General features: G+C 41.8%; 17 protein-coding genes and 4 tRNA genes. 11 read left to right on the plus strand and 10 right to left on the minus strand.

The features are described from left to right. Nucleotides 1-14 precede the first annotated feature (14 nt). From KZA12_RS04230 to hemA, 4 genes are all read right to left on the minus strand, one after another. Nucleotides 15-434: a DUF6691 family protein gene (locus KZA12_RS04230; RefSeq protein ID WP_218689334.1), complete on the minus strand. Its 420-nt coding sequence runs from the start codon at nucleotides 432-434 to the stop codon at nucleotides 15-17. Nucleotides 435-546: 112 nt separating this feature from the next. Next, on the minus strand, nucleotides 547-984 hold the full coding sequence (locus KZA12_RS04235; protein ID WP_218689335.1) for a YeeE/YedE family protein: 438 nt from the start codon (nucleotides 982-984) through the stop codon (nucleotides 547-549). Between the two features lie 246 nt (nucleotides 985-1,230). Then, nucleotides 1,231-2,370, minus strand: a complete 1,140-nt coding sequence (locus KZA12_RS04240) for an aminotransferase class V-fold PLP-dependent enzyme (RefSeq protein ID WP_201621663.1) — start codon at nucleotides 2,368-2,370, stop codon at nucleotides 1,231-1,233. Nucleotides 2,371-3,048: 678 nt separating this feature from the next. Next, nucleotides 3,049-4,398 carry a glutamyl-tRNA reductase gene (hemA, locus tag KZA12_RS04245; protein ID WP_218689424.1) on the minus strand — a complete coding sequence of 450 codons (1,350 nt, stop codon included), beginning with the start codon at nucleotides 4,396-4,398 and terminating at the stop codon, nucleotides 3,049-3,051. Between the two features lie 611 nt (nucleotides 4,399-5,009). On the opposite strand from hemA, the gene KZA12_RS04250 reads away from it, so the two are divergent. The 10 genes from KZA12_RS04250 to panD all read left to right on the plus strand — a co-directional run bounded on the left by KZA12_RS04250 (nucleotide 5,010) and on the right by panD (nucleotide 13,429). Next, on the plus strand, nucleotides 5,010-6,968 hold the full coding sequence (locus KZA12_RS04250) for a tetratricopeptide repeat protein (protein ID WP_218689336.1): 1,959 nt from the start codon (nucleotides 5,010-5,012) through the stop codon (nucleotides 6,966-6,968). A 178-nt stretch (nucleotides 6,969-7,146) separates the two neighbouring features. After that, nucleotides 7,147-7,794 (plus strand): lipoprotein insertase outer membrane protein LolB, encoded by a 648-nt coding sequence (gene lolB / locus KZA12_RS04255; protein WP_218689337.1) that lies wholly within the window; start codon nucleotides 7,147-7,149, stop codon nucleotides 7,792-7,794. Between the two features lie 24 nt (nucleotides 7,795-7,818). Then, nucleotides 7,819-8,772, plus strand: a complete 954-nt coding sequence (ispE, locus tag KZA12_RS04260) for a 4-(cytidine 5'-diphospho)-2-C-methyl-D-erythritol kinase (protein ID WP_218689338.1) — start codon at nucleotides 7,819-7,821, stop codon at nucleotides 8,770-8,772. 50 nt (nucleotides 8,773-8,822) lie between these two features. Then, a complete protein-coding gene (locus KZA12_RS04265) occupies nucleotides 8,823-9,383 on the plus strand; it encodes a hypothetical protein (protein ID WP_218689339.1) in 561 nt (186 codons plus the stop codon). A gap of 187 nt (nucleotides 9,384-9,570) precedes the next feature. Then, nucleotides 9,571-9,645: transfer RNA gene (locus KZA12_RS04270), tRNA-Gln, on the plus strand. A 225-nt stretch (nucleotides 9,646-9,870) separates the two neighbouring features. Further along, nucleotides 9,871-9,945 (plus strand) — tRNA-Gln (locus KZA12_RS04275). Between the two features lie 108 nt (nucleotides 9,946-10,053). Then, nucleotides 10,054-11,001 carry a ribose-phosphate pyrophosphokinase gene (locus tag KZA12_RS04280; RefSeq protein WP_201621659.1) on the plus strand — a complete coding sequence of 316 codons (948 nt, stop codon included), beginning with the start codon at nucleotides 10,054-10,056 and terminating at the stop codon, nucleotides 10,999-11,001. Between the two features lie 285 nt (nucleotides 11,002-11,286). Then, complete coding sequence (locus KZA12_RS04285) at nucleotides 11,287-11,976, plus strand: 50S ribosomal protein L25/general stress protein Ctc (RefSeq protein ID WP_201621658.1); 690 nt, start codon at nucleotides 11,287-11,289, stop codon at nucleotides 11,974-11,976. A 205-nt stretch (nucleotides 11,977-12,181) separates the two neighbouring features. Next, nucleotides 12,182-12,763 carry an aminoacyl-tRNA hydrolase gene (pth, locus tag KZA12_RS04290; protein ID WP_218689340.1) on the plus strand — a complete coding sequence of 194 codons (582 nt, stop codon included), beginning with the start codon at nucleotides 12,182-12,184 and terminating at the stop codon, nucleotides 12,761-12,763. A gap of 285 nt (nucleotides 12,764-13,048) precedes the next feature. After that, a complete protein-coding gene (gene panD / locus KZA12_RS04295; RefSeq protein WP_201621656.1) occupies nucleotides 13,049-13,429 on the plus strand; it encodes an aspartate 1-decarboxylase in 381 nt (126 codons plus the stop codon). Nucleotides 13,430-13,732: 303 nt separating this feature from the next. On the opposite strand, the gene KZA12_RS04300 is transcribed toward panD, so the two are convergent. The 3 genes from KZA12_RS04300 to KZA12_RS04310 all read right to left on the minus strand — a co-directional run bounded on the left by KZA12_RS04300 (nucleotide 13,733) and on the right by KZA12_RS04310 (nucleotide 14,994). Then, a complete protein-coding gene (locus KZA12_RS04300; RefSeq protein WP_218689341.1) occupies nucleotides 13,733-14,374 on the minus strand; it encodes an RDD family protein in 642 nt (213 codons plus the stop codon). 270 nt (nucleotides 14,375-14,644) lie between these two features. Further along, nucleotides 14,645-14,721 (minus strand) — tRNA-Arg (locus KZA12_RS04305). Between the two features lie 183 nt (nucleotides 14,722-14,904). After that, nucleotides 14,905-14,994: transfer RNA gene (locus KZA12_RS04310), tRNA-Ser, on the minus strand. Nucleotides 14,995-15,418: 424 nt separating this feature from the next. On the opposite strand from KZA12_RS04310, the gene KZA12_RS04315 reads away from it, so the two are divergent. Then, nucleotides 15,419-16,228: a hydroxymethylpyrimidine/phosphomethylpyrimidine kinase gene (locus tag KZA12_RS04315; protein ID WP_218689342.1), complete on the plus strand. Its 810-nt coding sequence runs from the start codon at nucleotides 15,419-15,421 to the stop codon at nucleotides 16,226-16,228. A 363-nt stretch (nucleotides 16,229-16,591) separates the two neighbouring features. Here the strand turns inward: KZA12_RS04315 and KZA12_RS04320 are convergent, their stop codons facing one another. The 3 genes from KZA12_RS04320 to tilS all read right to left on the minus strand — a co-directional run bounded on the left by KZA12_RS04320 (nucleotide 16,592) and on the right by tilS (nucleotide 20,320). Continuing rightward, entirely contained in the window at nucleotides 16,592-17,152 is a 561-nt protein-coding gene (locus tag KZA12_RS04320) for a YggT family protein (RefSeq protein ID WP_227677086.1), read from the minus strand. A 280-nt stretch (nucleotides 17,153-17,432) separates the two neighbouring features. Next, the gene (proC, locus tag KZA12_RS04325; protein WP_201621653.1) at nucleotides 17,433-18,290 is read right to left on the minus strand and encodes a pyrroline-5-carboxylate reductase; all 858 of its coding nucleotides are present in this window, start codon (nucleotides 18,288-18,290) and stop codon (nucleotides 17,433-17,435) included. 434 nt (nucleotides 18,291-18,724) lie between these two features. Next, nucleotides 18,725-20,320, minus strand: coding sequence for a tRNA lysidine(34) synthetase TilS (gene tilS / locus KZA12_RS04330; protein WP_218689343.1), 1,596 nt, complete (start codon nucleotides 20,318-20,320; stop codon nucleotides 18,725-18,727). Between the last annotated feature and the right edge of the window lie 8 nt (nucleotides 20,321-20,328).

Here is a 20,328-nt window from a genome sequence, read left to right on the forward strand (position 1 = left end):
GTTGCAGACTTATATCAGCCTAGCTTGGGCTCTAACCATTGATATAGCAACATACCTATAATCATCGCTGGTATAAATACATAAGCTTGCCACTGACCTGTACCGAGCAACACAATCCCTGGTCCCGGACAGATACCGACTAAGCCCCAACCGATACCGAACAACATTGCTCCAATTAGCAGTTTTTTATTGATTGTAGTTTTGGTTGGCATCTCAATTAGCGTGCCTATCCAACTGTTACCCTGACGCTTAGCTAGTTGTACCCCGACGATAGCCACCATCAAGCCGCCACCCATCACTAGCGCTAGAGAGATATCCCAAGCGCCAAATATATCTAAGAACCCTTGCACTTTTACTGGGTCAGTCATTCCCGATATCAGTAGTCCAAAACCAAATAGTAATCCTGCCAGCAAGCCAATTATATTTTTTAACATGGTCGTCTCTTCTACTTATCGTTGCTTATCATGGTTTATGATTATTTGTTAAAAGCTTATAGTTAATAGTTATTGCTCGGCGATATTTAGCGCCCAGTAACTATTAGATTAGCTAAATTAGCCCAAATACTTGCCGACCTATATAAACCGTAATAATACCAAACAGCATAAAGGTCACTGTCGCCGCCATAGAGCGTGGGGATAAGCGCGCATTACCGCAGATACCATGACCACTAGTACAACCTGAGCCTAAGCGAGTGCCAAAGCCCACTAATAATCCGGCACCAATTAACAGTGGCAAGGAGCTAGCTACTTTTACCTGCGCTAGCGGTGCTACTAGCTGATATAAAAGTGGCGCTACGATAAGGCCTAATACAAATAATACTTGCCAAGCCTCTACTCGTTTAGGTTTAAGCAAGCTGGAGGCAATACCACTAATACCAGCTACTCGGCCAATACCTAATAACAAGATGACGGTTGCCACCCCTATTATGACACCGCCAACTAACGAGATAGGCGTAAAAGCTTGCCAGTCTACTTGGATACTCATCGCGATCTACCTAGTTTGTTATTGACATTATGGTTTGCGCATACCGCTCAATTGCTGATTATCAGTTAATTAACAGTAACGATTTCCCAATTATCGATTTATAATTATACATTATATAATAAAGTATATTAAATAGGTAAAAAAATACTGAACCTTAAGTCATTAAGGCCCAGTATGGTGTTCAGCTAAGACAAGGGTTAAAACAAAATAATGAGCTTGCTGCTAACTTTTAAGCTGTCTGTGCTATTAAGCCATAGAAAGTACTTGATTAAGTACCTTCTCAAAACGCTCAACAGTACCATCGATATCTTGTAGCTTATCAAAACCGAATAGACCTAGACGGAAAGTCTTGAAGCTATCAGGCTCGCCACATTTAAGCGGTACACCAGCAGCGATTTGCATACCAAGTTCAGCGAAGATACTACCTTTATGGATATCATCACGACCAGTATAAGAAACCACTACACCTGGGGCTTTATAGCCTTCAGCAGCCACACTTTCAAAACCGTTAGACTCTAATACGTGACGGATACGGTTACCCAGTTCCCACTGCGCATCACATAACTTATCTAAGCCAATTTCTTTGGCTTCATTAACCGTGTCACGGAACTGACGTAAGCTATCGGTTGGCATAGTAGCATGATAAGCATGGCCACCATTTTCAAAGGCACGCATAATCGTCAACCACTGCTTTAAGTCAAGGCTAAAGCTATTAGATTCAGTAGTTTCTACTTTTTTGACAGCCGCTTCACTCATCATAACTATGCCGGCACAAGGAGTACTGCTCCAACCTTTTTGCGGGGCACTAATAAGTACGTCAATACCTAGATCTTTCATATCTAACCAGATACAGCCTGAGGCGATACAATCGATAACTAGTAGGCCACCAACGCTATGCGTAGCTTCGGCTAACGCTTTAATATAATGATTCGGTAAGATAATACCAGCTGACGTTTCAACGTGTGGTGCGAAAACGATACCAGGCTTATGCTCTTTAATTTGAGCAACCGCCGTTTCGATATCGATAGGAGCAAATGGCTTAGGAGCCTCACTATCATCAGTACGTTCAGCAGCCAAAACAGTAGTCGTTTTGCCAAGGTTGTTTTTTTCTAAAATTTGCGTCCAACGATAGCTGAACCAACCATTACGAATGATTAAACAATCTTGATCACGAGCTAGCTGGGCAGCAACCGCTTCCATACCAAAAGTACCAGCACCTGGAATAATAGCCACGGCTTCAGCTTTATAAACTGCTTTTAGATCACGAGACAAGTCATTCATAACTTGCTGGAATGAGCCTGACATATGATTTAGGGCACGGTCAGTATAAACGACTGAATATTCTAATAAACCTTCTGGATCAATATCTTTAAGTAATGCAGACATAGGACGTTCCTTGTTTGTGGTTAAGTTATTTACCGATAATCAATTAATTTATAGATACTGTTTTTGTAGATACTATTTTTATAGACAATAGTTGTTTAGCTACTATTCGGTGTTTAGCTACTATTCGGTGGTAACTTAAACTAAGTTATCAATAAATTTCAGACATAGATGTATTAAATAAAATACATAAAATGAGCGCTGCTGATTATTTATCGATAATACTTATGACGTTACTACTGGGGTATTAAAAGAGGGTGCGACATGGAGTTGACGATATAGCACTTTATCCTAGCGCTATTGCCGTTGGCAATTTATGCTATACGCAAGGCTGCGTTTAGCATCAGCATCATTATAGTTGTTGCGCAGTGGCAAACAGAGGACAATGAAGACTGGTAATTTATAATTAAAGTTAGCAATTATTCATCAGTAACAACCGCTATCAATACTACTAACTGATGCTATCAATGCTTATAGGATGCTATCACTAGCACGGGCTAAGTCAATACTATCCGCTTAACCTATTAACTAAGTCTTTTAAAGAATTAGAACTATATTGGCTTAATAACAAGCTTTAAATTAACAGAATTTCAGACTGTTGTCATTAACTATTAGCGTTTTGAAAACAATATTGAGCTTATTATCCTAGCATTGATAATTAGCCTTAACAAGGCTCTGTTGTTATCGCCGCTTACGATAAGCATCATGTAGACCAGAAACCACAAAATCAAGCAATTGACTGTCGCCTTCACGAGCGGCTTTACGCATTAGCTTCGAAGGAGCATGAGTTAAAGTCTGAGTGAGTTGCCGTGACAATTCGATAATCGCCGCTTCAGTGTCGACTTCTGCATTCTCAACTTGCTTAAGAGTAGCCGTGAGTAGCTGCTGTACTTGTGCATAAGTATTAGTGCGATATTGCTGTATATCGGCTCCGACTTTGCGTACTTGAAACTGGCGTTCTATTTCGACTACCAATTGGCTGACTAATAGCTCGGCATCGACTGCCGCCTGTCTGCGCTGTTCTAGATTACCAGCAATCACATGCTGTAAGTCATCTATAGAGTAAAGATAGACGTCATCCATCCGACTAATAGTAGAGTCAATGTCACGAGGTACTGCCAAATCTATCATCAACATCGGCTGATAACGGCGACGTTTTAGTGCTTGTGCGGTCATATTTTTGTCAATCAGTACCGCCATGCTGCCACTACAGCTACTGACAATATCAGCTTCTGCTAGTAGTTGCGGTAACTCGTCTAACCCTCGAACTTCGACCCTACGATTGGCTTGACGCAGCTCAGCTGCTAGTGCTTCTGCTCGCTCAGGACTGCGGTTACAGATGATGATCCGCCCCACCCCAAGCCCAGCGATATGCATAGTGACTAAACGATTCATCTCGCCAGCAGCGACGACTAACAGCGTCCGACTGGGTAGGTTATCGAAGATTTGAGTCACTAATTTGGCGGCGGCAAAGCCAAGCGATACGGCTTGTGCGCCAACGTTAGTTTCATTACGCACTCGTTTGGCGGCCGCAAATACTTGGTCGATCACCCAACCTAACTGAGAGCTGACCGCATGCTCTGTCTGTGATAAGTGCACCGCTTGTTTGATCTGGCCCAATATCTGCGGCTCCCCCAAGATCATAGAGTCTAGACCAGCGGCAACTCGTAGCCAGTGCGTCAAGGCGTGCGTATCTCGGTGCACATACAAAAAAGGCTCAATCTCAGAAACAGCTATGTTTTTGAATTTCGCTAGCCATTGCTTGACGATGACAATATGCTCATCCGTTGCCGCAGTCATAGAAGCTGAGCTATTATTAGGGCTAGAGTCTGCATCAGCCAATTGCGGTACTGCTTGTGGGACTAGGACATATATCTCGGTACGGTTGCAGGTTGACACAATGACGCTACCATCGGTAAAAACCTTTAACTCAGTCAAAGCAGTGTTCAAATCGTTACCCACAAACGCCAAGCGCTCACGCAAAGCGACTGGTGCGGTTTTGTGATTGACCCCGATGACCACTAATCTCATCATTTATAGACCATAAATATAACGCTCATTTTACCTGTTAGCCCAGCTACAGCAAGCGGTTGGCTAACAACAGTAATCTGCTAACTAGCTACTAACAATACGATAAATAGTCGGTAACAGCAGCTATGACGTTATTAATTTGAATAGGTTGACAGCAGCGTTAACTAAAATAGCCGCTGCTTAAAAAGGTGTTGTAGCAAATACAAAGCTGGGTATTATATCATTGTTAGTTGTTTTATTTAATACTTAGCCTACTACGCCAGTACTGATTGTGTTTATCTGGGCACGAAGGGCACAAATCAACTGCCACAGCACTTTTAATTGCTACTATACGTACCCATTACCGCCAGTGCTAAATTAGATTTTATTACTATTGACTCTAATAGCGCATGGCTTGAATCTAAGCTCTATTTGACAGATGCAAATAGCAGCAGTAAGGCAATCAGGGCGAAGGCTAAAGCCTTAGAGCTTTGAAATATATTAGCAACTTAGCTTTCTAAACTTGCTAAAGACAGACTATAAGTAACAGGAGTACTCTTGTTTAGCAAAGTCATCTGCTTTTATACTTAGGTTTGATTATTGACTGTTTTTATGGATAAGTATGACTGTCTATGGACTTTTTTAAGTTTCTTTATCGATCAAGATCAGCGTTTGACTATGCCGACGACAATCCGTTTGGTATTAGTACTTTATTAAACGCTATTATCAAGCGTTTACAGCAGCGCCGCAAGCTGACCTTGTTGTTGGCAGCCTGTCTGTGTTTAGCTGCCCCCTGCTATGCGCATGCTCATATATTTAGCCCTTTGCTCGAAGCTATACTACCGCGTAGCAGTTCTGAAAAACCTCAAGCTAGCACCGCTGCTACTGATACGGTAACTAGCGATACTAAAATTATACTGCCTACTGACCTTAGTAATCCTTCTGCTACTACTGCCCCTGCTGTAGAGTTAGAGTTGACTAAGCAACCTCGGCCGCCACTCAGTGAGCCGAGCTTATATGCGTTGTTGGACGCTGAGTTTGCTGCTAATCGTGGTAACACTCGTCGCGCTTTGGTTTTATATAAGCAGCAATCCTTTAAAGAGGATGCTACTGCTGTCTTTGAGCGTGCTCTTGGCTTTTCATTGAATAATGAAGATGTGCATGAGTCATTAGATTTTGCTAAGAGCTGGCTAGACCAAAACCCTGATCATGTACCTGCTTGGTTCTATGTGGCGCACTTAGCGCTAAAAGCGCATGATTACACTTTAGCAGGTGAAACCCTTAATCGCATCTTGCGTTATGATCCACGAGCAGATTTAAGCGAGATTTTAATAGGGATTTATCCTGAAAATGATGACGATCAGCGTGAGTTACTGGCTGCTCTACAGCCTATTGATAGTCAGCAGAATGCTTCATTGTCGGTACTGAAAGCTGGTTTGCTTAATCAATTTAATGATCCGCAGAATGCGCTTATTCATATCAATCGCGCTTTGCTCACGCAGCCTGATTACGTCCCCTTCATTACCCTAAAAGCAGATATCTTACGCAAGATAGAGTCCACTGAAACGGTACTCAGCTACGTCAACCAAGCGCGCCTACGTAACCCTGATAGCAAAAACTTATACTTATACGAAATCAGATATCTGCTCGATCTGAAACAAAGTCAGCAAGCATGGGAGCTGCTATTAAAAGCGCAAAATCGTTTTAATGATGACAACGAGATTACTTTATTAGCAGCCTTAGTAAGTTTGGATGTCGAGCAATATCGTACTGCCGATCAGCTGTTAAATATTTTGGTGAAGAGTCCAGCATATCTCGATCAAGCCTATTATTATTTGGGGATAAGCGCTGAGCGTCAACAACGCTTTGAGCAAGCTAAATACTACTTAAACGCAGTAGTGCGTGAAGATCTAGTATTAGCAGCACGCGAAAAAGTAGTATCTTTTGAATTGCTTAACGATAATATCGAGGGAGCGATCAATACTCTACAGCTGTTGCGCCAACAGTATCCTGTGTTCGCGCCTGATAGTTATGTAATGCAAGCTGATATTTTATGGCAGCATAATGAAGCCGAAAAAGCCCTGCAATTATTAACTCGTGTCAGTCGCAAGTATCCAGACAATGAGCTAATACTATTCGCCCGTGCGCAACTACTCGATGATAGTAAAGATTACTTAATAAAACGTACTTTGCTCAATCATTTGCAAGCCTTAGACCCTAGCAACTTGTCTTACCAGCTCAGTTACGCCCAGCTACTATTAGCTAATAATCGTAGCTCAGAGCAAGGCTTAGAGCTAGCTAAGAACCTTATTCAAATACGCTATGATGATCCACGTTATGACAATGAGCTGCAACTACAAGCGCTTAATTTGCTTGCTAGCAATGCTCTTGCCACTGAAAACTATGCGCAAGTTATCAATTATTTGCAAACCCCTTACGATGTACTACCTACCTTGCGCTCAGGTGAGCTACTGCTACGTGCCTATCAAGGCTTAGGAGCTGATGAAAAAGTCGAAGCTTTATTAGCTGATTTACAGCAACGTTTTTCTTTCGGTCAGCGCAACGTTAATGATCGAGTACAGCTTTATTAAGGGATTGTTATAACCGTGATTTTCACTAGTGCTAGCACAAGCCGGTTATAACAAGCTAACAACTATCCATAAATAAGTAACATAAATAGCTTAAGCTAGCTTTTTGTTATGCGGACTCTACTAGTTCGCAGGGTTTTTAATTTTGCAAAACTTGAACTATCACTTTTGAGGAATAATGATGTCATCACTATTAAAGCTAGCTCAGCCAACCATAACTCAACATAAACCAGTAAAATTAATGGCTATTGCCGCAGCAAGTGCCACATTGTTAATGATTTCTGGTTGTCAGTCGCTACCCAAAAACCAAGTAGCCACTACTCCTACTACGATGCCAGTGCAAAAGCTAAGTGACTTTAATATCAATGGTAAAATCGGCGTGACTACTCCGGCTGATAGTGCTAATAATACTACCGCACAGGGTGGCAGCGCCTTTTATGCTTGGGGTCAGCAAAATGATCGTTTCGCTATTGAACTGATCGGTGCGCTAGGTATCGGCAAGACCAACATACAGTACGATGGTAAGACGGCAACCTTAGTCAGTGAAAAGACTGGTACTTTGAGCGCTGATAACCCTGAAACCTTGCTACAAAAAGCTACCGGCTGGCAAGCCCCTATCTCGCAAATGCCGTATTGGATCTCTGGTCGTTCTGCACCCTCAGATAGTGCTCCGCAGCTGGACAGTCAAGGCCGATTAATCAGCTCAATCAATGGTGATTGGACGGCTAGCTTCAGCTATAAAGGTAATGACAAGCTGCCTAATAAGATCAGTGCCATGCAACCCGCCGGTCATAAAGTAGTGATGACTATCAATCATCAAAATCAATAAGCTTTTTTACTAGTATATTTATTTATGATTTCAGACCATAACATTCCAAACAGCTCGATTACTCGTTTGTCACCGGCCAAGATTAATTTGTTTTTGCACATTACGGCCAAACGTGCTGATGGCTATCACAACTTGCAAACGGTTTTCCGGCTGCTTGATTGGGGTGATTATCTGCACTTTTTATTAACAGACAAAGTAGTAAATATTGATGGCTCTTTAGACATCAATAAGCTATGTAGTCAGTTATTGGTGTTAACAGGTGCAGATGCGATAACTACTAGCGTAGAAGACAATCTAATCTTTAAGGCGGCACGCGCACTAGTAGTGTCTGCCATACAGTCAAACAAACTACCTAAGCAGCTACCCCAAGTACAAGTCACTTTAGACAAGCGTCTCCCAATGGGTGCAGGTTTAGGCGGTGGCTCATCTAATGCCGCGACTACCTTATTAGCATTAAATGAGATTTGGCAGCTTAACTTTGATAAAAATGAACAGATAAAAATCGGTGCTACGATTGGCGCCGATGTGCCAATATTTATCTTTGGTCAAGATGCTATTGCTATGGGTATTGGCGAGCAGCTGACTGCCATCGATTTGCCAAATCAGCACTATTTACTACTGACACCTGACGCTCATGTCGATACTGCTAAGCTATTTGCTCATGCAAAATTGCAGCGTGATATGGCGTCGATATCGGTTGCAACTATTAAAGATCAATTTACTGCCTATACACAAAACCTGATAGCGCCTTATGAAAATGTATTTACCCCAGTGGTGACGAGACTCGCTCCTGAGGTTGATGAGGCACTAAAGTATTTGCAAAGATTACAGAAAGTAGCATTAGGCACAGCACGCATGACTGGCTCTGGCAGCGCGGTGTTTTTACCATTGGATGCAACTGTTGCCAGTGATGAAAAGCTTTTGGCAAAGTGGCTTGAAGAGGCACCTTGTACGGGATATATAGTTGGCAGTTTATGAGTTTGGACGGTAGTGATAAAGCAACGTTCTTAATCTAAAGGTCATTTATAATGAAAACAGGTGGTTCTACACGCTCTATAATTATCTTCCCTCTCTTAATATCAATGACTGGCTGTACTAGTAATACCGATTCGCCTTCACCCTCTTCGGTAGTCAATACCGATACTCAAAACGTCACGTTACCTGAGCCAAAAGTATCTATCGATAGTATGGCTAGTGATGTCAGCATTAACGACTCTGAAAATAAGCCATATGCTAAGTTTTTTACCTATCAATATGAGCATGGTGTGGAAATAGAACCCGCTATGGGCGGTACTTTAGTTATGAAGGATGGATGTTTGCTTATCCAAAACGCTGATAGGCTTAACGTTCCTGTTTTTCCTCAGGGTATAACCACTTGGAATGAAGAGACACAGACTCTGACAGCCAATGGCGTTGATATACCTTTGAACACTGAGCTATTTAGTAATGGACCCTTAGACGGCGGAAAATACAATCCTGACTACGATTACGATTTTGAGCAACAAGCAGATCCTAAATGTTTGGAAAATAGATATATCCAATTTTTGGGTTCACAGTTCATGCATGTCAGAGATTTGCCAAATCATTAGCCTATACAAGCTAAAACTTCAACCAAACACTGTCTATAGCGTGTAAATAAAATTATTATAAAGGCAGTGTATAAATTCTCATCAACTCAACATCCGTTTTATTTTTACCCTATTACGAATAAAAGCCAGAAAAAGGCGCAAAGCGCTTGCAAAATCTGAAAATTTACTTATAATAGGTCGCCTCAATAGGGGTATAGCCAAGTTGGTAAGGCATCAGGTTTTGATCCTGACACCGTTGGTTCGAGTCCAGCTACCCCTACCATATTATTAGTTCATGTTATATGGGTTATCTTGCTAAGTTTTTGACATCCGTTAAGAGATTAACTGAATGATAGCAATTGACAACACCCACCTGTTTTCGGTATAGTTCGCAACGAACACCGTTAATGAAAGTTGACTATCAGCTACTATGTAATAGCGATAAGATGACTTGTTAAGTAATAGCATTTTAAATAATTATTATTTAAAGTGTCTGTATGTACAATACAGGGGTATAGCCAAGTTGGTAAGGCATCAGGTTTTGATCCTGACACCGTTGGTTCGAGTCCAGCTACCCCTACCATTTTTTAGTGCACAACATCACTAACTACGTTCTCCACTCTTTTCTGAATTTGAGCAGTTTGACACTGCTTAGCGGTCGCTGCTTGAGTCACTCAATAGGACTTCAGTCATGCCTTATTTGGCGATTTTTACGGGTAATGCCCACCCTGAATTAGCGAAAACAGTAGCCGACCACCTCCATATCCCTCTTGGTAAAGCTGATATCACACGTTTTTCTGACGGCGAAATTGCGGTAGAAATCAAAGAACACGTGCGCGGAAAAGATGTGTTTATCATGCAGCCTACTTGCTCCCCTACTAATGACAATCTCATGGAAATCATGATGATGGCTGACGCTTTGCGTCGCTCGAGTGCTGGTCGTATCACTGCAGTGATGCCCTACTTTGGTTATGCTCGTCAAGACCGTCGTCCCCGTTCTGCTCGAGTGCCTATTTCTGCCAAAGTTGTTGCTGATATGCTCAACATTGTTAGTATTGATCGAGTGATGACTGTTGATCTACATTCTGATCAAATTCAGGGTTTTTTCGATATTCCAGTAGACAATATCTACGCTACTCCTGTATTACTCAATGACCTATTAAAACAAGATTATGACAACATCATGGTAGTTTCTCCTGATGTTGGTGGCGTAGTACGTGCTCGTGCTATGGCCAAGCAATTAGGCGATAGTGATTTGGCTATCATTGATAAGCGTCGTGCGCGCGCTAACGAATCACAAGTAATGAACATCATTGGTGATGTCCGTGATCGTGATTGTGTCATTGTTGATGATATGGTCGATACAGCGGGAACGCTATGTAAAGCGGCTCAAGCCCTAAAAGATAGCGGCGCTCGTCGTGTAATGGCTTATATCACTCACCCAGTATTATCAGGTGATGCACTGAAGAACATCAGCGAGTCGGCATTGGATGAAATCGTAGTTACCGATACTATTCCACTTTCTGCAGCGGCTGCCGCTTGTAGTAAAATACGTCAAATATCTATCGCTCCTATGCTAGCTGAGAGCTTACGTCGTATCAATAACGAAGAATCTATCAGTGCTATGTTTGATGTTTAATCGTCACTAGTTACTTATGGTCATTAGCGCTTATGTTGCTAGTATCTACGGTTAAAGACGACAAATTAGTTATAAATCCAGCGCTAAGAGTTATTCTTTAGCGCTGGATTTTTTTGTAAGCCTTTATTATTACTACAAAACCACGTATAATGCGCGCCTGTGTTAACCATTTGGGCTTTATAAGTCCGGTAACACAAAAAAGTGCTGTTAGTACAATAGTGGATTGGTCGCAAATCCATAGAGTTACTAGCAGATACTTCACTTATTCTTTATAGGATTATAACCATGAGCATTGACCATTTCGCAATAAACGCAGTTGATCGTTCTGCAGAACAACAAGGTAAAGGTGCGAGCCGCCGCCTACGTAAGCAGAATTTAGTTCCTGCAATCATTTATGGCGGTGGCGAAGAGCCAACTACCATTTCAATCAAAATCAATGAACTAGTAAAGTCGCTTGAATATGAAGCCTTCTTTTCACAGATTTTGACTATTACTCTTGATACAGGTAATGAGCATCAAGTTGTTATCAAAGCGTTGCAGCGTCATCCAGCTAAAGGCTTTCCAATGCATGCTGACTTTCAGCGCGTTGTAAAAGGTCAAAAAATCAACATGAACATCCCTGTTCATTTTGCAGGTCGTGAAGAAGCGCCTGGTACTAAAGCTGGTGGTATTCTATCAACGCTAGTTACTGATATCGAAATCGTTTGCCTACCATCACAGTTACCTGAATATCTAGAAATAGATGTATCTGGTATGGAAATTGGTGATCTTTTCCGTTTATCAGACATCAAATTGCCTGAAGGCGTTATCATCTTTGATCTTGATATGGAAGATGCGCACGACCGTACTATCGTTAACATGCAGCCACCAACAGTTGAAGAAGTTGATGAAGAAGCAGATGACGTTGATGCAGCTGAAGTTCCAGCTACTGAGCAGAGCGATAAAGCAGCTAGCGAAGATAAAGACGCCGAATAATAGAACTTATCTTCTGATATAGTATTTTGTTAAATACCCTATGACAGAAGTTAGTTGCGTTAGAAAACAGCAGGAGATAATTATCTCCTGCTGTTTTTGTAATTACGTTTTGAAAAACTAATTTTAACGTTACTTTTTCAAAACGTATGTCCTAAGCATAAGGTAATTCTCACCTTTCCTACTAATAGCTACACTGAGTATTGTTATGTCTATAAAGCTTATCGTTGGTCTTGGTAATCCCGGTCAAGAGTATATGTTCACTCGTCATAATGCTGGTTTTTGGTTTGTGCAACATTTGGCCCAACAGTTCAATATCACTTTATCTACTGACAAAAAATTCCATGGCGTTACTGGTCGTGGTCAGATTCACGGCTCTGATGTACGCCTATTATTACCATTAACTTTTATGAATAAGTCAGGCCAGTCAGTAGTGCCGATGGTGAATTTTTATAATATTGATAACGATCAGCTGCTAATCGCTCATGATGAGCTGGATATTCCTGCAGGTAGTATCAAGTTAAAAACGGATGGCGGTCATGGTGGTCATAATGGCTTACGTGATATCACTCCACATATCGGCAGTGATTTTCATCGTCTACGTGTAGGGATAGGTCATCCAGGACATAAGTCTAAAGTCAGTGGTCATGTACTCTCAAAGGCTTCGCCTAATGAGCAGATCGCTATAGATAGCGCTTTGACAGCGGCTTTTGAAGCCTTACCCTTATTATTAGAAGGTAAGATTGAGCGCGCACGCGAGCAAATTAATGGCTTTAAACTACCTGCTTGACACGGTATGATATGCCCTGTTTTAATAACCGCTGTTTTTTAGACTTTCGTTGACTATCTAAGTTGTGCAATGTTGCCATCTACTCTAGTATTTGTGGCCAGTTAGTACAGCCAACTATTAACGCTGAGTGGTTATTGCAGCGCTATTAGTACCAGCTTAAATTTTAATAGTAGCTTTAATTTATCAGTTATGTCCCCATTAACGCTGTAGTTAATCCGTTTATTAGCTGTCGTTAATCCATTTAATATCAGTTACTTAATATCAGTTACACTAAGGAAGCAACTTATGCTACTTAACATGCTTAAATGCAAATTGCATCGCGCTCGTGTCACCCATGCCGAGTTACATTATGAAGGCTCGTGTGGTATTGATAGCGATTTATTAGATCTCGCTGGTTTGCGCGAAAACGAATCTATCGATATCTACAATGTCACTAATGGCAAACGCTTTCGCACTTATGTTATCCGTGCTGAAGCCGGTTCAGGCATTATCTCATTGAATGGTGCTGCTGCTCATATGGCCGATTTAGGCGATATCGTTATTATTTGCGCTTATGCTCATTTCGATGAAGTTGAAGCCGCTATTTATCAGCCAAAACTGGTTTATTGTAATGAAGATAATAGCGTAAGAGATACTGCTAACGTTATTCCAGTACAAGTCGCTTAACAGCAGTTATTATTTTAGGTAATTCTCGAATCATTATTTTAGTAGTTGTTTGAGAGCGTTAAGCAGGTTTAAATTTAATAGTTATTTAATGAGCCGAATGATATTTTTAGTTTATTAGAAATTATAACTATTGAAGACCTAACAAGCGCGCATAAAAAAGCTGAATCTACATTTGATTCAGCTTTTTTTATGCCTTTTTATTGACTATGTTTTCTAGCCCTTTTAATTTTAACCAAGGGACATTTTGCTGTGGTAAGCAATAGTTAAGCCGTCGCTAAGCCTATAATACAGTTGTTATACCCTTTATTTATTTTTCTTACGGTTTCTAAAGCCGCTCCATAGGCCTTCTTGTGCTACTTTTGGCATTTTTAAGGTAATAGTATTAGATATCATGTCTTGTACTGCTAAGCCACGACTGTTGAATAGACAAAAAATGTAGTTAAACATTAAGCCAAAGAACGCACTGAGTAATAGTACTGCGCGCGATCCGCCTATCAGGCTACCGATTATGCCGCATAATAGAGGCATTAAACAAGCTGCCAAAATACGCTTAAAGGACTGTCCCCAAGTCAATAGATGACCGGTGTTATTAACCGTTTTAAGACGCCAAGTCTGCATTCCTAGGGTTTGGCCACCACGACGCCAAAACAAGCCGTAGAACCCTACTAGCGTTAAGATAAATGAGGGAGTCATGATGAAGTTCTGATACCAAGTTGGCAGTGACTGCGCTTGCGCTGAGTCGGTACCCGTTTGCATAGTCAGTAAAGTACCAATAACGGTCAACACCGTGCCAACCAAGAATAGCAAGGCTAATATCAACATACCATCATAGACAATAGCTATCACCCGCTCAAATGGTTTGGCGATGCTCGGCTCTTCGATTTCAGCAGGACGGTTAGCTTGCATTTTGCGCTTAAGCTTAGGTTTTGCAGTCGCTTTTAACATTTTTGGCACTCTATAAGGTCTGAGTAGATGATGACTTGACGCTTTATTCTGTGTTGACCATTGTACCGTAATTGCACAGCTTAGCGTACCTTAACAGCGCTTGGAGAACGGCTAAGTATCTCAATCATTATCTTACTGCAAGCATAAAACCGATTTTAGAAAAGTCAGTCTTTAATAACTTATAAAATCGACAGACATAAAAAAACCGCCAAAATGTCAGAAGACAGGCGATTGATTTAGGTATTACTTTTAAAGCCGTGATAATGCAAATGGTGCGCCTGGAGAGATTCGAACTCCCGACCCCTTAGTTCGTAGCCAAGTGCTCTATCCAACTGAGCTACAGGCGCGTATTGCACATCATCTACTGCACAGTGATTAGCTTTTGCAGTAAATTAGGTTGGTCATTATATAGATAATACAGCGGATGTCAATCTAATTATAAGATATATGCTAAATTATTTTAATCTAGCGGTTATCATAAAAACTAACATCGATAAACTATATTTTAAATCTAATAATAACTGAATAAATGGCGGTGAAGGAGGGATTCGAACCCTCGATACGCTTACACGTATGGTTCCTTAGCAGGGAACTGGTTTCAGCCACTCACCCACTTCACCGAACGAGATAAGACTTCTATGAGATAGAATACAGTATCGATGCTAATGATACGTCCTAGTCGTGGGCGAGTATTATAACAAAGCCCAAACGAAATGCAAGCGTTGTATGCCACTTTAATCAACCTTTTTGCATAATAACGGTTTATTAGCGAATTTAAGGCTTTTAGCGCCGCTAAAATAGCGTTAATAGCAGCGAAATATCATCTTAGCCAGTTAATAACCTTAATTTTAGATCTTTACTGAAATAACAGCAATCGGCTACTGTGGCTTTTTAGCAGCAAGCTAGCTATAGTCAGTAGCAGAAATTAAAAATCATTGAAGACAGATACAATCTTTTGATAAAAAATAGAAGCGGTTAATATAAATAGAAGCTTTTAGGGAAAAACAAACCACTGTCACTAATAATAACTTATAAGGATAAGCTATGCGTCCGGTAGTATTGTGCTTTTCAGGATTAGACCCTTCAGGTGGGGCAGGATTACAAGCAGATATCGAAGCCATCGGTCAAGCAGGTGCTCATGCTGCCATTGCTTGTACAGCGATCACTGTGCAAAGCTCACAACGAGTCTTTAGCTTCCAAGCTTGTGACGCAGATTTAGTAAAAGCCCAAGCCATCGCCGTGCTCGATGACTTGCCTGTGAGCGTTATCAAGTCAGGTATGCTCGGTACTACAGACAATATCGCTATGTTAACCGATATGTTTGCTCAAGGACTTATTACTCAAGGCACGCCTTTTGTTTTAGATCCAGTATTAGTGGCTAATAGTGGCGGTAGTTTAGGTGATGAGCGCACTTTGGTAGCGGCATTTAGAAAACTGCTGCCTTATGCTACTTTGTTAACCCCAAACACTCATGAGCTGCGTGCTTTGAGCGGTGAACAAGACTTGCATACTGGCGCACAAAAGCTATGTGCCCAAGGTACTCAGGCGGTCCTAGTAAAGACCTCGCACGACTTTGATAGCGGTGATATTGAGCAGTATCTGTATCTGCAAGGTGAAATGGTATATAAAAGCACCTTAGCACGCCTACCAGGTGAGTTTCATGGCTCTGGTTGCTCACTAGCCAGCTTCATCGCTGGACGCCTTGCTGAGGGTGATAAGCTGATTGAGGCAGTTAAGGCGGCCGACCAGTGGATCGGTCAAACCTTGAGCAAGGCAGATGCTCCCCACCCCGATGATGCTAGTGCTCAGCTGATACCCAATCGCTTTATAACTAATGTAGTCAATACTAAATAAAACCGGTAAATCACTTTATCAGGCGAAACAGTGATAAGTTTTTCTGGGTTGCTGTGCCTATGTTGACAAAGGCTGCAAAAAACTGATTTCAATCTGGCGGTTTGGTTTTTATCATCAACTCACTGTAACGGCTAGCGCTAGTCTTAAAGCTTGTTAAACTTGCAATAGTAGACCTTACTGCTAGCGGCTCAAAGCGCTGCTGTAGAAAATGTAAATCGAAGATGATACAGCGGTTTGTTTAGTATTTAAGTGATATTTAGCTATTATTAGCATTTAGCATTAAAAAAAAGACGCCCTACTCATGAATAGGGCGTCTTTTTATTGACTAATACTAGCTGATTTTATGAGTTGCTCTTCGCCAGCTTAACCTAGCATTGGTAGCAAGCTATTAGCAATAGCGCCAACCATAATCTCAATCAAATAGAAGGCAAAAAATGCCATGATTGGTGATAAGTCGAGCATCCCTAAGTTCGGAGTAATACGACGAAACGGCTCTAAAATCGGCTCTGCTAAGCGCATGATAATACCGATAATCGGGTGCGCTGACTGAGTAAACACTACAATCCAGCTGACAATGATAGAGCCTATAACTACGTAACGACACATGCGCAAAAAGTCTAAAATCAGACTTAACGAGCCTTGGAAAAATAGCGGTATAGGTGCAATGCCTTTATTGGCAAGCGCCGCCTTGCCAGCGATGTCAATTAAGCGAATAAGGAACATCAATACTATAGCGGCAATACTGATACGCCCTTGGCCTACCGTTGGAAAAATCCGTCCAAATACATCGACGATATGCGTGGCTTTATACGCAGGGCTAATCAGCGGCTCGCTAGCATCCATTCCGGCAAACTGCAGCATAAAGCGAATAAACACCAATAGCATTGCAAAGGTGGTAACCAAATCAAAAATTTGTAATAACATATCGTTCATTAAGTGCTACTCGATTTGCCTATAGTAATAGAATTTGGACTAATAAAAGTTAGGGTATATTAAACACTTACCAATAGTAAAGGCTGCTATAGTCAGTACTAATGTAGTCAGTTTTCAATCATCAGTTTGAAACCAGTAGTTTTAAATACAACAGAGACTGTAGGCTGCTATGACTGCTAATTTATGTCACTGACTCACAAAGCTTTCTAGCTTGCTGAGCAGTTATGCTAAGGCATAAGTTGCAAAAATCTTTGGCAGTTGTAAATTACTTTTACTTTTTATCGTCGCTTTTCATCTCTTCACTGAGTGCTTTGCTGCGATCGTAGCACGCTTGCATAGCCTCGCCTATTTGGCGACCAATCTCATTGTGTTGCATTGACTCAATTGCCGCTTGTGTAGTTCCCTTGGGCGACATTACTTTACGACGTAGCTCAGCAGGACTATCGTCACTACCAATAGCCATAGTCGCTGCGCCTAACACAGTTTGCATAGCTAACGCTGAGGCTTGCTCTCTATCTAGACCTAAAGCCACTGCGCCATCAATCATCGATTCAATAAAGTAAAACACATAAGCTGGCGCTGATCCTGCCACTGCAGTAACGGCATGCATCTGTTCCTCAGAATCAACCCACATCACTAAACCTGAAGCTTCCATTACTGCCGTTGCTAGCTGCTTTTGTTGATCATTAATATCACTGGTAGCATAGAGACCAGTTGCTCCCATTTGTATTTTCGAGGGAGTATTGGGCATAGCGCGGACGATATTGCTATAGCCCCCTAACATCTCAGATAAAAGCTCAGTCGATAAGCCTGCTGCCACTGAAATCACTAGTTGATGCTCTAAAGCGTCAGAAAATTCGCTGACTACTTGCTGCATCATTTGTGGTTTGACTGCTAGTACCACTACGTCAGCATCGATAACTGCTGCTTTTGGCTCTAGGCTAGCATCAACAGTATGCATTTGCTGCTTAGCGTATTGCTCACGAGTCTCAGCACTCGGTGCCGATACCGTAATAAGTGCAGGATTCATACCGCAGCCAATGAGGCCACTGATTAAGGCCTGCGCCATATTGCCGCCACCGATAAAGCTTATTTTCTTATTAATTAACTTATTATTAATTGATGACATAAAATCTCCTAATAATTCTGCTCTATTAAAACCCTAACTGCCTGTTAGCATTGGTTTTTTCATAGCCTACTTTTTATAATAAGCGCTAAATAGTATCGTTTAAACAGCAGGGTTTGATAGAGTGTTTTTAGCAAGCAGGCGGTCTAAAATGAGGTCTAGTCTACCATACTGCCATTATTGGCGTTTGAAAAATTGGTGGTTAACGCAGTGACTATCAGTTCATCCTAAAGATGGAACATCGATACGCTGGTTACAGAACAAACGGTGGCTCAAAAGCCCTACCATTAATCCTAGATACTGGCTAATAGCAGATTAGTAGTAGCCATATAGTTAACAGTACAGGCAAGCACACTAGTAATTAAGGCATAGACAAGCTCATCGACGGCAGCATTTATAGCGTCAGTAACCGCAACGGCAATCTAGAGCAAGACCCATTACTTTACCGCAAATAGAGCACTGCTAATAGTACTGCTAAATGCGCTATTAACGATCTTGGCAATCCATTTAGGGTCATTATGGCTTAAATTAAGTGATGCACCGTCTGCGGTCAGCGGCCACTGCTCAAAGGGAGAGATTAGTAATAGTGGCAGCTCGCTATTATCGGCTTTATGCTCAGAGTTAACAGCTTTTGAACCTGTAACTTCTGAGTTTAGATTTACAGCGCTCACTACTAGTAAACTGTCTCGCAACCAAACTGGAATAGCTAACGTTTGATAGAGTTTTTTGCCAGACTGTGCTCGAGTAGCCCTTGACGTTTTTAACTTTTGTTGTCGATCTAACGGTGTTATTTTTAAGATTAACGGATCCGTATCGTTGCTCATTAAAGGTGCTAATTCACTAGCTGTAACCTTTAACTGCCAATGGTAAGCGGCGTTTTCCCGCAATACTACCGTGAAGGGCTCCAGCCTATCTTTAATAATAACTTGCTGCTGTACCAGCACTGGCAACGCTAGCCAATCAAGCCATGAGTGACTGAGTCGATATAACTGCTGACGATAACGACTTACCCTGTAATGTTGGCGGTGTGCGTACCAATCCAGCTGAGTTTGGTGGTCATTATCATCACGTTGCACTAGCCTAGACACGTCATCTACTAGTTGCTTACTCGGCGGTAACGGCTCATCTTGCGCCAGCCAATAATGTAGTAATTGCCGTTGGCGATAGAGTGGTAATGCTTGCAGTTGATCACTATCAATTACCTGCTGAGCTGAAGGATAATCAAGCTCGTCGATAGCAGTCTGCTGCCAATCTTGCAGCGCTTGCGTATTGACTGTTGCCTGCGCATCGCTAAGCAATTGCGCACTACGAACCATGTTTTCAATGACATTAGGGTTATAAGTTGCCAGCAGTGGCATGATATCTCGGCGCAAACTACTACGCACATTATCACCATTATCATTAGTTGGATCATCAATATAAGGCAGCTGCAACTGCTCAGCATAGCTACTGATATTGGCACGACGCACCGACAACCAAGGCCGCCATAAGACATTATGTCGCGCGCCTTGTGACTGCTCACGCCATGCTTGCATAGCAGCTAGACCTTTCACCCCAGCACCCTGCATCAAGCGCATCAATACGGTCTCAGCTTGATCATCAGCATGATGACCTAACAATAAAACGTCGCCTTGATTGATATGTTCAAGCATCACTTGATAACGGGCTTGCCGTGCTGCTTGCTCGTCGCTACCGGTTACTTGCGCTCGTAAAATAGTACAAGGCAGCTGTTGGACTTGTGCCCATTTCGCGACATGCTTAGCCCAATGACTACTAGCTGACTGTAGATTATGATCAACATGCAGCAGCTGCGGCAAAAATGCTAACTTACCTTGCTGATAAAGCTGCAAACATAGTGCGGCTAAAACCAAAGAATCACGACCACCACTACAAGCCAGCCAAATACGCCGACCACGTAACTGTTCACGGTGTTCATCAACACTCACCAATAAAGCTTGTGCCAGCGCTGGATCTACTGGCAACTCTGCTGCTATGGGCTTGATAGGATAAGGTTTAATGGCGCTATTAGTCATAGGTAGTC

The organism is Psychrobacter sp. BF1 (genome assembly GCF_019279065.1).
Taxonomy (GTDB): domain Bacteria; phylum Pseudomonadota; class Gammaproteobacteria; order Pseudomonadales; family Moraxellaceae; genus Psychrobacter; species Psychrobacter urativorans.